14 protein-coding genes and 1 pseudogene are annotated in these 15,965 nt (G+C 40.5%); 13 read left to right on the plus strand and 2 right to left on the minus strand.

Annotation, left to right across the window (positions count from 1 at the left end; all coding sequences use genetic code 11):
* Positions 1-9 precede the first annotated feature (9 nt).
* The 7 genes from pyrF to C2M25_RS04180 all read left to right on the plus strand — a co-directional run bounded on the left by pyrF (position 10) and on the right by C2M25_RS04180 (position 4,827).
* Complete coding sequence (gene pyrF / locus C2M25_RS04155; RefSeq protein WP_105180470.1) at positions 10-714, plus strand: orotidine-5'-phosphate decarboxylase; 705 nt, start codon at positions 10-12, stop codon at positions 712-714.
* Between the two features lie 373 nt (positions 715-1,087).
* Entirely contained in the window at positions 1,088-1,336 is a 249-nt protein-coding gene (locus C2M25_RS04160; protein WP_105180471.1) for a serine kinase, read from the plus strand.
* 233 nt (positions 1,337-1,569) lie between these two features.
* Entirely contained in the window at positions 1,570-1,701 is a 132-nt protein-coding gene (locus C2M25_RS22165) for a hypothetical protein (RefSeq protein WP_267894684.1), read from the plus strand.
* A 414-nt stretch (positions 1,702-2,115) separates the two neighbouring features.
* Complete coding sequence (locus C2M25_RS04165; RefSeq protein ID WP_158679672.1) at positions 2,116-2,556, plus strand: hypothetical protein; 441 nt, start codon at positions 2,116-2,118, stop codon at positions 2,554-2,556.
* A 376-nt stretch (positions 2,557-2,932) separates the two neighbouring features.
* Positions 2,933-3,928 carry a hypothetical protein gene (locus C2M25_RS04170; protein WP_105180473.1) on the plus strand — a complete coding sequence of 332 codons (996 nt, stop codon included), beginning with the start codon at positions 2,933-2,935 and terminating at the stop codon, positions 3,926-3,928.
* A gap of 63 nt (positions 3,929-3,991) precedes the next feature.
* A complete protein-coding gene (locus tag C2M25_RS04175) occupies positions 3,992-4,336 on the plus strand; it encodes a hypothetical protein (RefSeq protein WP_062564451.1) in 345 nt (114 codons plus the stop codon).
* Between the two features lie 41 nt (positions 4,337-4,377).
* Complete coding sequence (locus tag C2M25_RS04180; RefSeq protein WP_105180474.1) at positions 4,378-4,827, plus strand: hypothetical protein; 450 nt, start codon at positions 4,378-4,380, stop codon at positions 4,825-4,827.
* Positions 4,828-5,063: 236 nt separating this feature from the next.
* On the opposite strand, the pseudogene C2M25_RS04185 reads toward C2M25_RS04180, so the two are convergent.
* Positions 5,064-5,891, minus strand: a pseudogene (locus C2M25_RS04185) (CvfB family protein); the annotation flags it as partial.
* A 2-nt stretch (positions 5,892-5,893) separates the two neighbouring features.
* Complete coding sequence (locus C2M25_RS04190) at positions 5,894-7,219, minus strand: DEAD/DEAH box helicase (RefSeq protein WP_105180476.1); 1,326 nt, start codon at positions 7,217-7,219, stop codon at positions 5,894-5,896.
* 200 nt (positions 7,220-7,419) lie between these two features.
* Between C2M25_RS04190 and trhO the strand changes: the two genes are divergently transcribed.
* From trhO to C2M25_RS04220, 6 genes are all read left to right on the plus strand, one after another.
* A complete protein-coding gene (trhO, locus tag C2M25_RS04195) occupies positions 7,420-8,427 on the plus strand; it encodes an oxygen-dependent tRNA uridine(34) hydroxylase TrhO (RefSeq protein ID WP_105174083.1) in 1,008 nt (335 codons plus the stop codon).
* Between the two features lie 162 nt (positions 8,428-8,589).
* Positions 8,590-9,018, plus strand: a complete 429-nt coding sequence (locus tag C2M25_RS04200) for a hypothetical protein (protein ID WP_063705447.1) — start codon at positions 8,590-8,592, stop codon at positions 9,016-9,018.
* A 131-nt stretch (positions 9,019-9,149) separates the two neighbouring features.
* On the plus strand, positions 9,150-10,166 hold the full coding sequence (locus C2M25_RS04205; RefSeq protein ID WP_082874084.1) for an efflux RND transporter periplasmic adaptor subunit: 1,017 nt from the start codon (positions 9,150-9,152) through the stop codon (positions 10,164-10,166).
* Between the two features lie 2 nt (positions 10,167-10,168).
* A complete protein-coding gene (locus C2M25_RS04210; protein WP_105180477.1) occupies positions 10,169-13,246 on the plus strand; it encodes an efflux RND transporter permease subunit in 3,078 nt (1,025 codons plus the stop codon).
* Positions 13,247-13,329: 83 nt separating this feature from the next.
* Positions 13,330-15,228: a DUF294 nucleotidyltransferase-like domain-containing protein gene (locus tag C2M25_RS04215; protein WP_105180478.1), complete on the plus strand. Its 1,899-nt coding sequence runs from the start codon at positions 13,330-13,332 to the stop codon at positions 15,226-15,228.
* Positions 15,228-15,935, plus strand: coding sequence for a 3'-5' exonuclease (locus tag C2M25_RS04220; protein WP_105180479.1), 708 nt, complete (start codon positions 15,228-15,230; stop codon positions 15,933-15,935). The genes C2M25_RS04215 and C2M25_RS04220 overlap by 1 nt, the downstream gene beginning before the upstream one ends.
* The last annotated feature ends 30 nt before the right edge of the window (positions 15,936-15,965 follow it).

Here is a 15,965-nt window from a genome sequence, read left to right on the forward strand (position 1 = left end):
AGGAAAGTTATGTCTGTCGAAGATTCAAAAAAAGTATTAATTGCCCTTGATTATGATGATCAACAAACAGCTCTTGCGTTTGTAAAGCAATTATCGCCTGATACGTGTCGCCTTAAAGTAGGCAAAGAAATGTTCACGTATTTTGGTCCTAGCTTTGTTAAGGAACTAATCGACTTAGGTTTTGATGTATTTTTAGACCTAAAATTTCACGATATTCCAAACACAGTGGCTAAAGCTGTAACAGCAGCTGCAAAAATGGGTGTATGGATGGTTAACGTACACGCCTCTGGCGGCGTTGAAATGATGACCAAAGCAAAACAAGCTTTAGCGCAGTTTGGTGATGACGCACCGTTACTGATTGCAGTAACTGTACTAACCAGTATGGATGCCGCAGAGCTTACTCGTTTGGGTGTAGATAAAACACCAGAAGAGCAAGTAATTTACCTAGCAAAGCTTGCTAAAGAATCAGGCCTTGATGGGGTAGTGTGCTCAGCACAAGAAGCGAAAAAGCTAAAAGCAGAACTTGGCGCAGACTTTAAACTAGTTACCCCTGGTATTCGCCCAGCGGGCAGCGATGCAGGCGATCAAAAGCGCATCATGACACCAAAACAAGCCGTTGAAGATGGCAGCGACTATTTAGTTGTAGGCCGCCCAATCACCCAATCTGCAAACCCAGTTGCAACACTAAAAGAAATCAACGACTCACTAAAATAACCCTCGTTATTTTTAAATAGTCTTAAAGAGCATTGTAAGCGTGATTTATATCGCTATATACAATGCTCTTTTTGTTTTTTTGGCAAGTTCACAATACTTAATCAGGTGAATTCCCTAGAACTCTAGCGAGCAAAAAGTGTTTGTTAGGATTGGTAAAATATCATATTTAATCAATTGCTAAACTGCTCTTTTCATATATATCAATGAAAGTGAACGTTGCGATCTGATTACTTTTATAATTTTATTTTGATGTCTTAAAAAACTTCGTGGTAGTAATCATTTAGGGAATTTGTTAAAAATATAGAAACCAGATAATTGGCGTTAAGTCTGCAAAGTATGCGCGATGAACGCACCATTTAAATGTTAGGTGTCTATGGATAAAGTATACCTGCTCGAGCATTTACACATAATTTCTGAAAACAATGAATGTGTAAAGACAATCGGAATTTATGCTTCTGAGCAAGAGGCAATTGCTGCTGTTGGAAGGCTAAAAGAGCAACCTGGGTTTATTGATTTTCCAAAGATTAACCCCGCTGCTTGTGACGAAAGTGGTTTCTATATATCGTGTTACCCACTTGGTAAAGATTATTGGGCCGAAGGTTTCGTAATAATCGACACCTAACACATATCCACTTTCTCGGATCAAGTCACCTTAACGATTCTTTTAGCTACTTTAAGCAGCTAATTTGTCTTTTATAATCTTTGAAGTCTGTTTAATTTCGATATGTCTGTTAGCCGTTAAAATATTTTCGGCAAACACAAATTGAGGGTCTCTTTTTTGAGTTCATCATTACTAAATATCAAAAGGTTATGTGATTCGTTAGGAATGTATTAAATCGCCTAAAATAGAAACTTATGAGTAACTGGAAACCTATCACAAAACCTCATTTAGAAGGCATTATAGAAATTGCTGAGTTCAACATGTCTTTGGTTGAAAGAAACCTGTGGAATCAAATTAAACTAAACGAGCTTGAAAAATGGAATTAGTATCCATTTGGTGAAGCGGGCAATGGCTTTTGGGTAGTTGCAATAATTGGTAAGCGATGTCTTTATTACAATGATATAGAAGACGGGTTCAACTTAAGTAATTTCGAAGTTTGGGGTGAGATTGATGACTATTATTCAAATCAAACTGATCTTGAAAGCTTCTTACAATCTGTATTTTTTAGAGGTATTTAAAAGCTAGATAGCAGGTTAATTTTACAAAGACGAATGTGAGGTGTTAGCGTAGTATCGTAGAACGAGCTATGTATAGAAGGAGACCGACTTTTTCTTTCGCAATAAGCTATGGTTCAATCTACAAACATTATAAGGATTGTGATTGGTGCAAAGTATTAGCTTTACCTTGAGCTATCTATTTTATTTCTGGCTAAAGGTAGTTAACAGATGCTAAGGATGATTTTGAGTAAGTATCTATTTTTATTAGTTTCATTTACTTGTTTTGCTATACAAGAAAATGAATCGCCTGAAACTGTTTGGGCTTATTCACCAAAGCATTTTGACTGTAGCCCTAATGAAATTAGCGTAAACGGTAGCGTCTCTATTATGTTTGGAGAGAACTCATTTAAAGAGTTAGCTATTTATCGTGAACCTGATAGCACATGGTTATTTTTGGTTGTTGATAGTGCTCCAAAAGAAATGAAAAGTTTAATGTCTACTTCTCAGCTTAAAGCTACAAGTTTAGTCAGCTTAACCCCCGAAACCATGGGTTTTCGCTGGGAAGCTAATGGTTTTAATGAGATTCTTTTCACAGTTCCCGGTAAATATACTTTATATAATAGTGATAATTTAGAAAGCGAAATGGGTGGGTATAAATGCGATATTGTTATTACCCGAAGCTGATTTTCTAAACTACAAGGTATGATATGTGGAGTGGAATCGATAACGGAGAAACCATAGGAACGATAGGCTCTTAAAGTGGTGAAATAATTAAAGACGAGGAGCACTTAAAAGGTGCTCGCCTAACTTTAGAAAAAGATAGTGTTAATGCACCTTACACCCTAACGAGTGGGATTTACGGATGCTTCTTTCATACAACTCACTTATCAAACATAAAAGAGGGTATTAGTGAATTTGAAGCAATGAAAGCTGAAATATCAGAGTTCGTTAATAAAGAAACATCAACTGATGAAGAACATAGTTGGATTTTAGCGTTTGTTGGTAGGCATTGAATACTTACAAACTACATTAAACTTTATTTATTAAATTTGGATTTTGAATGATTTTTTTGATTTTGTGTGCTTTATCAATTTTATCTATGTTGATGTATTTCCATAGAAAACATAAGAATAATAAACGTAGACAATGTGCTTACGGATGTATAAAAGCTTACAACGTTTTAGATAAACCTGACCAATACAGTGACCTTAAAAAGTTATTTGAAACATTAGATAGCCATGAGGAGCGTTATTTTTATTCTGTAAGTATGTCTCGAATAATGTTTCCTCAAGCTTTAGATAAGTGGACAAATTCGCATCCAGACTCCGGGGATGCTCTACTTTGTTATGGTGCTCGTTTACTACAATGGTCTTGGTCTGCAAGGGGCTATGGTCGTGGAGCTGAAATATCAGAAGCTCAATGGAAAGAGTTTTTCAGGCGATTGGATAAAACTAGGCAAGTATTATTAGAATGTGCAGATAAAACACCAGAGGATCCTACACCATGGGCATACTTGATTATGGTAGCTACATGGTACTCAGATAGCGATGAACTTAAATTTAAATATTATGAGGAAGCAATAGCTAGAGATCCTTATAACTGGGCTGCACACATGCACATGATCATTGCTTTATCTGAAAAGTGGGGCGGTGATAACGAAGAAATGCTTGAGTTTGCAAGAAAAGCTTCTAGGAATGCCCCGACAGGTAGTGATCTTAAGCTTATTTTAGTTAAAGCTTATATCGAATATTGGAAGTATTTAGATTTGTTTGAGAATAAAATTGATGAAGCAAATGACTTCCTTATGGACAAAAATATTCAGAAAGACATAGTTGATTTATATAACGACTCGTTAAATCATGAGAGTTTTAAAGAAACGAAAGTAACTATTTTTGTGAGATATAATATAAGTGGTTGGTTTTGGCTTACCAGAGATAGAAGCCGCTTAAAAAAAGAGTTATCAATACTAGGCAATAAGATTGAAGACATTCATTGGCGGTGGGTTTGTACAGAAGGGCAACTTGAAGACGCTAGGTTGTTTGCTAATGAAAGCTAGAGAATTACCCGTAATCAAAAACTCTTTACTGTACATTAATTGCAGTTGTAGCAAGGTGTAAAATTGACATACGAGTTTCCTGATGAAGTAGAGTTTTTTGAAAAAGGATTTGGTTATTCTTGCGAATATGATCATGATGAAGGGCTATTCTCATTCATTAAGACCTATGAGAACAACGAAAAATTAATATTTACTCATTCACCATTTATGAATAACTCAGTGAGTGTAAAGTTATTTTACGGAACGGAGTTAGTCTTTCATATTTATAAAGAAGAAATTACAAGAATTGCCTTTCAAGCGTGGGGCGGTGAGTTGGTTTTAAGAGTCTATTTAGCGAACGACGATAATAACTTCTTGGTTTATTTTGAACCAAAACCAAGGCTTAGATATGTTGAGCCGAATATCTAATTGCATATAAAACCCTGTTTTCGCTTAAAAGGATTCAATTAATGGAAATCAAACTAGGTCATGGAATCGACACAATTCAATTTGGTCTTACAGAGACGCAAGCTGTTTCTGCGTTAGGTGTACCTGATAAAGTATTTTTCACCGATTCAGAAAATAAGCGATTGCAGTTTAACCAGCTTTTAATGGAGCTGACTTTTGAAATTGACAATGATAATCGTCTTGGCTGGATCGAAGTTTACAATAAAAGTGCAGCTTTGTTTGGTTATCAACTTATAGGTAAGCCAATGGCCGAAGTTTTATCAATTATTAAGACCGAACTAGACTCTGAACCTTCTGTTGATGATTATGGCTCGTTTATATCTGTAACGTTTGAAAAAGAATGGCTAGAACTTCAATTTAAATTTAATAACCTCACAAACATTAATTTTGGTGTTTTGTATTGCGATAACAATGAGCCTATATGGCCTACAACATCACTAGAATGCATTTAACATCGAGTATAATATCTCGTATGTTCAGATTAATTTAGGTTTTTTTGATAAATTTAATTAACTCAAAATGTGAATTATATAGTTATTGAAACTAAAAAAGAGTAAAGCTTTCGCTTTACTCTTTCAAACACTTCAATATCTTGATAACTCGCAACTCGCAACTCGCAACTCGCAACTCGCAACTCGCAACTCGCAACTCGCAACTCGCAACTCGCAACTCGCAACTCGCAACTCGNCTTCAATCTAATCGACGTTGCTTCAATCTCGATTAAACCTTGCTTAAACAAACCGCCAATGGCTTTTTTGTAGTTTGCTTTACTGGTTGAGAAAGTCTTTTTAATTGCTTCAGGGTCTGACTTATCACCTAGGTGAAGTACGCCGCCTTCGGCTTTTAATTTAGCTAATATTTTTTCGCCTAAGTCGTTTACTTTGCCCATACCTGGCTTTTCAAGTAGTACGTCGATTTTGCCGTCCTCACGTACTTTTTGAATAAAGCCTTTTAAGCGCTGACCAACAAATAGCTTTTTAAATACCGTGTTGTAGTAAACAACACCAATGTGGGCTTCGTTCACGAGTACTTTGTAGCCAAGGTCTGTTTTACCGGCAACGATTAAGTCAACTTCTTCCATCGTTGCGTAAGTTGGTTCTTCTTTCGATAAAAACTTATTAAAGTTGCTTGATGCGCAAATACGTTGGCTAGCATTATCTAGGTATAAACGTACAAGATACGAAAAGCCGTCTTTCATTTTTGGCTTTTGTTCGTTGTATGGCGCTAGTACGTCTTTTTCGAGGCCCCAATCCATAAACGCACCAGTGCTATTGATAGCTTTAACACGTAGTAGGGCAAATTCGCCTACCTCAGCCAATGGTTTTTTCGTGGTACCGGTTGGGTGACCTGCGTGATCTAAGTAAATGAATACTTGCACGCTGTCGCCAGCTTCTAGTTCGTAATCAATTTCTTTGCTTGGTAAGAATACTTCGCCTAAATCACGGCCATCTAAATAAGCACCTTCGTTAGACATTTCGTTAACGAAAAGGGTTTGTGTGGTTCCTAAAATACTCATTGTTATTCCTGTTCTGGCTTTTTCTTACGGCGCATTGGAGCAAAACCATCTACATCAATTGGTGCTTGAATAGGGGCTTTAGGCTTTTTAGGGGCTGCTTTGCGTTTTGGTTTAATAGGTTTTGCAGCCACTTTTTTCTCTGCTTTATTCCAAACAGTGTTTGGTTTTTTCTCACGCAGACCTTTAAATTTACCAACAAGGCCGTCAACGGTGAAAAAGCTTAATTCATCATTTAAAAATGCTTTAATTGCTTTGTAGCTAGGCCAATCTTTCGGGCCCACTAACGAAATAGCAGTTCCTTTAAAGCCTGCGCGACCAGTACGACCAATACGGTGCACATATTCTTCAGCATGTTTTGGCAGGTCAAAGTTAATTACGTGGGTCACGCTTAATAAATCAAGACCACGTGATGCAACATCAGTGGTGATTAAAATTTTAAAGTTTTCACGGCTAAAGGCATCCATAATTTCAAGGCGCTTAGCCTGTGTTAAGTCACCCGCAAGTGCTTGTGCTTTTAGGCCTTTATCAGATAATAATTGGCTTAAACGCTGAGTATCGGCACGTGTTGCAGTGAAAATAATGCATTGGCCAACATTGTCTTGTTTTACAAAGTGCTCTAGTAGCGCTTCTTTGTGATCTAGATGATCAGCTAAATAAAGCTGCTGGGTAATGTCACTATGCTGCTCGTTAGAGGCACTTAACAGTATTTGTTTTGGTGAACGTAATAAGTTACGCGACAAGGCATCAACTTGTGCATGGTCAAGGGTTGCTGAAAACAATAGCGTTTGGCGTAAACGGTGATCAGCAAGCTCGTTGATCATTTTAACTTGATCGGTAAAACCTAAATCTAAAATACGGTCAGCTTCATCAAAAATTAAAAGCTCTAAGCCTGAAAGCTGTAATGAACGTTGACTTAAATGGTCAGCTAAACGCCCCGGTGTGCCCACTACAAAGTGTGGGTCTTTGCGTAGCGCCTTAATTTGGTCATTAAAGTTTTCGCCACCCAGTATTTTAACGGCACTAATATTTGTTCCGGCAATTAATAGTCTTAATTGACTGTATACTTGGGTTGCTAATTCGCGGGTAGGCGCAACGATTAAAACGCGAGGGTCGCGTTTACTGAGTGCTTTTTGTTTCATTACACGCTGTACAGCAGGTAATAAAAACGCCAGCGTTTTGCCCGATCCTGTTTTTGACTGTGCAAAAATATCATGGCCTGCGATAGCTGTTGGTACCGCGTGAGCTTGAATGTCAGTGGGCTGGGTGATGCCTTGATGCGCAAGTTGTTTTTCGAGGCGTGTATCAATCCCAAGTTCAGTAAAATGCAATGCGTAATCTCCGATGAGCAAAATTTAGTAAATCTTGTTCATTATAACGTACTTGCCTTGCTAGGAGACAGTAAAAACACAGCTATTTCGCATCAGTTTTTGCAATTATCGCTAATTCGCGTAAAATACGCGCCCTCAATGCGCCGGATTTACGATTCGGTTAACGCCCCACATGGGCATTTAAGGCAAAAGGTAAAACCATGACTGCTGTTCATAAAGACAATGTAACCAGCGAGCACTTTGTTGTGTGCGCACTCTACAAATTTGTAGCCCTTCCAGATTTTGAAGCTATTCGCCAACCATTACTTAAAGTAATGGAAGACAATGAAGTACGCGGTACTTTGTTACTTGCGGCTGAAGGTATCAATGGTACTGTTTCTGCTAAGCGCGAAGGTATTGATAATCTATTAGCATGGTTAGATGCACAACCAAACCTAGATAACATTGTGACTAAAGAGTCATACGATGATGAATGCCCGTTCTACCGTACTAAGGTAAAACTTAAAAAAGAAATCGTAACTATGGGTGTTGAAGGTATAGACCCACGTGAAGTAGTGGGTACATACGTTAAGCCTGCTGATTGGAACGCGTTAATTTCAGACCCTGAAGTGATTCTTATCGATACGCGTAATGATTACGAAATCGAGATTGGTACTTTCCAAAATGCGGTTGATCCAAACACTAAAACATTCCGTGAATTCCCAGCGTGGGCAAAAGAAAACCTAGATCCAGCAAAGCATAAGAAAGTCGCTATGTTCTGCACCGGTGGTATTCGCTGTGAAAAATCAACTGCGTATATGAAAGAGCAAGGTTTTGACGAAGTATTCCACCTTGAAGGCGGTATCCTTAAGTACTTAGAAGAAGTACCAAAAGAAGAAACCATGTGGGAAGGTGAGTGTTTTGTATTTGATAACCGCGTTGCGGTAAATCACGACTTACAAAAAGGCTCTTACGACCAATGCCATGCCTGTCGTATGCCTATCACTGAAGAAGAAAAGCAAAAGCCTGAATACATGGAAGGTGTTTCGTGTCACCACTGTCACGACAGCCTAACAGAAGAGCAACGTGCACGCTTTGCTGAGCGTCAAAAGCAAATCGAATTAGCACAAGCGCGTGGCGAAGGTCACATCGGCAACGAAGCGCAAGAAGTTCTTCGTAAGCGTAAAGAAGCTAAAAAAGCGCAAAAAGAAGCACAGCGCCAACAGTAAATGTTAGCTTTATAAATTGATAGAAACCCCAGCATAGTCTGGGGTTTTTTTATGTCTGTCCGTTTTTGCTACATACAGTTTTTTACACATCTTAAACAGTCTCTAACTGATGTTAGGAATAGTATCTAACTTAAGCTTTTATACTGATGGGATGAGAATAGAATGAATAAATTACTGCTAGGTTTATTATTTTTAGGTGGCTGCGCGACACAAGGGGTAGATAGAGCCGACCAAAATGTGATGATCAAACGCTTTTATGCAAAGGTAACATCAGTAAAACCCGTTAAATTATCATCGAATGTTAAAACGGGTATAGCAGCAGGCTCTGCGATAGGTTTTGTTGATGAATTAGATGGCAACCACGAAGAGATGATTGCAGGCGCCCTTGCTGGAGCACTGGTCGGCGGGATTTTTACTGCAATTGCAGAGGGAAGCAACGATGCCTTTGAATATTCATTACGTTCAGAGCAAGAAGGGAGTTTTACGCTAATTCAAAAGGAACAAGTTGATATTAACTCAGGGTGTGTAGAGGTTACCATTGCAAGCGAAGCACACTTAAAAGGGGTCGATTCATCACATTGTCGTTCTTAATTTGAAAACAAAGGCGATGTATGCATTTATTTCACCTTGGCTAATTGTTTATTAAACGAAGTCATCTTTTTATTGATCACAAAGCTGTTACACTTCGTAACAATTTAAACGATTCTTATTTAGGTGAAATTTTGACAATTGGCAAGTTACATACATGGACTTTAATTGCCTGTATTAGTTGTGTTTCCGTCGCTGAGGCGGCTAATGTAGTTGTAGAATCAGTGTCTGTTGAAAAGTCTAAACAACAGATAAAAGCAGTGGGTAACGCTGAAGCGATCCACTCAGTCACACTTTACCCAGCCGTTGGTGACAGAGTCACCGCTGTTTACTTTAAACCAGGCGATAACGTTGCCAAAGGTGACTTACTATTAGAGCTTGATTCACGTAGACAAAAAGCAGCGTTGATCGAAGCCGAAATTACATTAAAAGATGCTGAGCGCACCATGAAAAGGCTTGAAGAAAGCCACGCCCGTGGTGCGGTGCCACAAAGTGATTTAGATGATGCGAAAACGCTTTATGAGCTTGCAAAAGTCCAGTTAATGCAAGCCCAAACAGAGCGTGAAGACCGCGAAGTTCGTGCTCCTTTTAGTGGTGTTATGGGTTTAACTGACGTCGAAGTAGGCGACAGGATCACAACCCAAACAGCCATTGCCACTATCGATGATATTTCTGAACTTTATATCAATTTTAATGCCCCAGAGGCCGCTATATCAGTGCTTAAACAAAAATCCTCGGTCGAAGTGGTGCCTTGGTTAGGCGATAAAGGGTATACGGCTAAGGTGGCAGAGCTTGATTCGCGTATCAATGCCCAAACCCGCACACTTAGAACAAAAGCCAAACTTGATAATAATGGCCAGCAATTTATGCCGGGTATGAGTTTTCGTGTGCACATAAATATTCTGGGTGAAGAGTTTGCGGTCGTACCCGAAGCTGCCATGATGTGGGGTGCTGCAGGCCCTTACGTATGGAAGAGTGTCGATAAAAAAGCAACTCGTGTTGATGTAAAAATTGAGCAGCGTTTAGCAGGGCGTTTGTTAGTCTCTGGTGGCTTAAACGAAGGTGACTTATTGGTGACAGAAGGCGTTCAGCGCCTAAGACCTAATCAAGAGCTTAATTTCATCAATGAAGTGCAGCTAGCCAAGGAGTAATGATGAAACAGCAACCTATGATGGAAGACTTACCATCAATGGCGATACGTCGCCCTGTTTTAATTGTGGTACTTAACTTACTCATTATTATCGCCGGTATTGCTGCAATAGCAGGGGTTGAAGTACGTGAGCTTCCTGATGTTGATAGACCACGTATTACCGTATCAGCGTCATTTCCGGGTGGTTCACCGGAGACCGTAGATACCGAAGTGACTAGTAAGCTCGAAGGGGCGGTTGCGAGGGTAAGTGGTGTAAAGTCGATTCGTGCGCAAAGTGAAGAAAACAATGCTCGTATCGTGGTTGAGTTTCGCCCCGGTGTTAATTTAGATGATGCTGCAAATGAAACGCGTGAATCGGTAGCCCGTGTGCAGCGAGAATTACCCGAAGAAGTTGAACGGGTATCAATTATTAAAGCCGATAACGACGCCGAAGCGGTAGTATCGTTAACGGTATCAAGTGATAGCTTATCCCTTGAGGCACTAACAGAGCGTGTTGATGTTGACTTAGCCCCGCAGTTTTTAACTATTCCTGGAGTTGCCGATGTTCGCTTAAATGGTGACCGTGAACGGGTGCTTAGAGTGCGTATCGACCCACTTAAGCTGAGCAGTTTTAACCTTACCGTACCAGATATTGCTAACGTACTTCGTCAGGCTCCCTTTGATGTGCCTGCAGGTAGTTTAAAATCAAGTGATCAACAAGTCATCGTTCGTGCTGATGCAACGTCAATTTCTGCTGAACAAGTAGCCGATATCATCGTTCGCGACGATACCCGTATTGGCGATGTTGCAGCTGTTTACTTTGGCCCAGCTGATCCGCGTTCGTTCGTAAGACTTAATGGTACACCTGTCATTGGCATGGAAATTATTCGTCAGGCGCAATCGAATACCATCGAAATTTCTGATGAAGTGCTCACTTTAATCGAGCGTATGCGAGTCCGTTTTCCTGAAATGGAATTTACTCTCACCTCTGATGATGCGCAGTTTATCAGAAGTTCAGTTGATGAAGTCATTAATTCCTTGTTGCTAACCGTGCTGTTAGTGGTGATCACACTGTGGGTGTTTATTGGCTCATGGCGCGCAACCCTGGTTCCTGCATTTGCAATACCTGTTGCATTAATTGGCTCTTTAGCACTTATTTGGGCGCTTGGTTTCTCAATTAATATTCTTACTTTACTTGCATTAGTGTTAGCAACCGGCCTAATTGTTGATGATGCCATTGTGGTTAGTGAAAATATACAACGTCAGCGGGGCTTAGGTCTGGGCCGCCGTGCAGCTGCAGTGGTTGGTACGCGTGAAGTATTCTTTGCTGTTGTGGCAACAACCGCCGTATTGGCTGCGGTGTTTGTGCCTATTGCTTTTTTACCTTCAACAGCAGGACGCCTATTTAGAGAGTTTGGTGGTGTATTAGCTGGCGCTGTGATCATCTCAAGCTTTGTAGCACTGTCTTTGGTACCTGCGTTGACTTCAAAATTGAAATTAAAGCAGGGTGGTTTTCATCTATTTGCGAAAGTTGGCCATGGTTTAGCCGCCGTTTATAAGCGCACAATACATGGTGTGCTTGAGCATGCATGGCTTACCTTTTTTGCATGTTTGTTGGTTGCAGCAGGCTCTGGGGCACTTTATTTCAACCTAGATAACGAGTTATTACCAACAGAAGATCGCGGTAAAATCCGTATTTTTGCCCGAGGTCCTGATGGTGTTGGCCTGAACTTTATGGACAGGCAAGCGGTGCAAATGGAAGATATCTTACTGCCTTATGTTGAAAGTGGTGATATTGAGTCTATTTACACTGTGGTTGGGCAATGGGATCCAAATATTGTATTTATCACTGTGCCACTAAAACATTGGGACGAACGTCATTTTAGTCAGCAAGAAATTATCAATAAAATACGTGAACCTTTAGGGAATATTCCTGGTGCGGCTGGTTACACAGGTGGCTCAAATAGTTTGAACTTACGTGGTCAAGGCGGTGGTATTGAGCTTGCTTTATTAGGGCAAGATTACCTCGAGATATTTAAAGCCGCGCAAGAGTTCTCTGCTGAAATTGAAAAAGCAGTGCCAGAAGTGGCGCCTGTGCGTATTTCATATCAGCCGTCACAGCCACAATTACGGGTTAACATTGATAGGCGTCGTGCTGAAGAGCTTGGTGTATCGCTCAGTGATATCTCTGTGACACTACGAGCAGCAATCAATGGTGATGATATCGCCGATTTAAACATTGGTGACCAATCAATCCCAATTATGTTGCAAGCACAAAACCAAACAATCACAAACCCAAGTGATTTAGCTAACTTGTATGTTGGTGGCCGAAATGGTCAATTGGTGCCACTGAGTAGTGTTGCAACGATTACTGAAGAAGGTGTTGCCGCTGAGCTTGAGCGTCATGCGCAGCGCCGTGCTATTGAACTAAGTATGGAAATGCCAGAAGGCGTTACCATTGCTGAGCTTGTAACAAAAATCCGTGATATATCAGAGCAATCTCTGCCTGCTGGCATCAGCTTAGCGTTTAAAGGTGAGGCATTAACTTTTGAAGAAACCGCTAATGAAGTATTAGTAACCTATGTATTGGCCTTTTTAATCGTACTACTGGTTTTGGCAGCGCAATTTGAAAGTGTAAATAGTGCAATTGTTGTGATGATCACAGTACCGTTTGGTATTACATCAGCGATTTTGGCGCTTTATCTAACGGGTACATCATTAAACATTTACTCGCAAATAGGTTTAGTGATGCTGATTGGTCTCATTGCTAAAAATGCCATATTGCTGGTGGAGTTTGCCGACCAATTACGTGATCATGGCCGATCGGTTAGAGCTGCGGTAGAAGAGGCAGCATTGGTTCGCCTTCGCCCAATCGCGATGACACTGGTTTCAACCTTACTAGGAGCATTACCACTTATTTTATCTACCGGCGCGGGGGCTGAGGCTCGTAACGCGATTGGTTGGGTGGTATTTGGCGGTTTAGCACTTGCGGTGTTATTTACCCTGTATCTAACGCCTGTCATATACCTTGGTTTAGCTCGCTTTACTAAACCAAGAGGTGATGAGTCGAAACTTCTGGCCGAAGAGTTAGAAAATGCTTAATCCTATTGAATTGGCTATTTTTCTTTGAAAAAATAGCCAATTACCCTCACAATTAATACAAATGCTATAAACTAGGTACGCGTATGCAAGCCGAACATGTCGATATTGCCCAATTTCTTTCTGATCATGCTCCGTTTGATGATCTTCCTGAAGAGGCCGTCAATAAACTCGCCTCACAAGTCGAAATCGCTTATTTTCGTGCGGGTACAAAAATATTAAATTACGGCGAAGATATCGCTGATCTATATGTTATACGCACCGGTGCTGTTGAAATGTATCGCCGTGATGGTGAGTTATACAACCGCTTAACGGTAGGGGGGATATTTGGGCAAATGGGTTTGCTGATGAACCGCAAAGTGCGTTTCCCAGCAAAGGCGCTTGAAGATACCTTAGTTTATTGCATTAATGTTGAGTTGTTTAACCAATATTGTGATGAATACGACGTGTTTGCTGATTTTTTTGAAGCCGATGGTAATGTTAGGCTTCATCAAGCTGTTGTAGAGCAAGCAGACAGCAACGATTTAACAACCGCTAAGGTCAAGTCACTTCTTCATCGCGATGTTGTTACTGTAGCAAAAGATGCGTCTGTGCAAATGGTTGCACAGTTGATGACGCAAGAGTCAGTTTCATCAGTATTAGTCACTGATGCAGATAAACCGATCAGTGATGATCCTGATGATGATGACGGCCAAGTAGTTGGCATCATTACCGACCGTGATTTACGTACCAGTGTGATTGCAAATGGCTTAAGCTATGAAGCCCCAGCAGCGCAAATTATGCAAACCGATTTAGTTTTGCTTGATAGCAATGCCTATGTGTTTGAAGCAGTACTTGCAATGCTCAGAGACAATATTCACCACCTGCCAGTTGTTGTGAAGAAAAAGCCTATCGGTGTTATTTCGCAATCAGATATCTTACGCTACGAATCACAAAGCAGTTTATTGCTAGTGCGGGGTATTTTAGCGCAGCAGTCGGTTGAAGATTTAGCTCACTATGCAAGGCAGTTACCTAATGTCTTTGTACGCATGGTGAACGAGGATGCTAACTCCCACATGATAGGTACGGCCATGGCCGTTATAGGTCGTACATTTAAACAACGCTTACTTGATTTAGCCGAAGAAAAGTATGGCCCGCCACCGGTGCCATACTGTTTTATTGCTTTAGGCTCTATGGCACGTGATGAACAGTTAATCGTTACCGACCAAGATAACGCCATTATCCTCGATAATGGTTTTAACGAAGAATTACACGACGAATACTTTCAAAATTTGGCTGACTTTGTCTGCGATGGTTTAGCTGAGTGTGGCTATAAGTACTGTGAAGGTGAAATCATGGCGTCATTCAAAAAATGGCGTTTAACTCGCGAGCAGTGGCAAGAACAATTTGCAGATTGGATGGCCGAACCAAAACCGCAGGCTTTATTACACAGCTCGATCTTTTTTGATTTAGACGGTGTGTACGGTAAAAACAAATGGGCTGATGAACTTAAGCGTTTTATCGCAACAGAAGGGCGTAAGAATAAACGTTTCTTGGCGAACCTTGCTGCGAATGCGCGCAACAGAACACCGCCTCTAGGTTTCTTTAAAGACTTTGTGTTAGAGCATAATGGGCAACACAAGCGTTCTATGAACTTAAAACGCCGTGGCACAGCGCCTTTGTCTGATGTAATACGTGTGCATGCATTAGCTATCGGTAGCCGTAAACAGAATTCATTTGAGCGACTAGAAGATATTATTGATGCCAAATTACTTCCTGAGGGTAAAGCGCAGGATTTACGTGATGCGCTAGAGTACATTGCGATGGTAAGAATTAGGCACCAAGCATGGCAAATTGAAAAACTTGATGAAGCGCCTGATAACGATCTTGAGCCTCATTTACTATCACCCTTTGAGCAGCGCAATCTTAAAGAGGCATTTGCGATTTTAGATAAAGCACAGAATTTCCTTAAATTCAGATACTCAGCTAACTCAGGGATGAAATAATGGCAAAGCAAGGCGCTAAACTTGATTGGCCAAGCCGCTACCAGCAGCAACTAAAGGTAAGTAAACAGCCATTAATCCAAGAGTTTTATTCTTCAGCCATCAATGATTTAAGCATGCCTATCAGCGACGTTCCTATGGTCGCGCTAGATTTTGAGACGACTGGTCTAAATTTTGATGGTGACGATATTGTCAGTGTGGGATTAGTGCCTTTTAATTCAAAGCGAATTTTTTGCAAATACAGCAAGCATTGGATTGTTCAACCACGGCAAAAGCTCGCTGCAGAGTCGATTGTTATTCATGGTATAACTCACTCAGAAGTGAGTGAAGCACCAGATTTTTCTTCTATCATGGAGCCTTTATTAGCTGCATTAAAAGGCAAAGTGATTGTGGTTCATTTTGCACCTATTGAACGGCACTTCTTATATCAAGCGTTGCAAGCACGTTTAGGGGAAGGACTTGAGTTTGCAGTTATAGACACGCTAGACCTTGAAACGCGAGCGCTTAAAGCAAAGCAAGGCATACTAGGACGGTTATTTAATTCTAAGCTCGACTCAGTACGATTAGCTGACTCGCGTATTCGGTATTCATTGCCGGCCTATCAAAATCATAATGCGCTTAATGATGCCATAGCCACCGCAGAGCTATTACAAGCACAGCTTGCCTACCATTATCGCTCTGATACACCATTAGGTGAGTTACTTATATAACGTGAGTAGCACTGACTTTAGTCGGGTATT

Source organism: Pseudoalteromonas sp. T1lg21 (genome assembly GCF_002964625.1).
Lineage (GTDB): Bacteria > Pseudomonadota > Gammaproteobacteria > Enterobacterales > Alteromonadaceae > Pseudoalteromonas > Pseudoalteromonas gelatinilytica.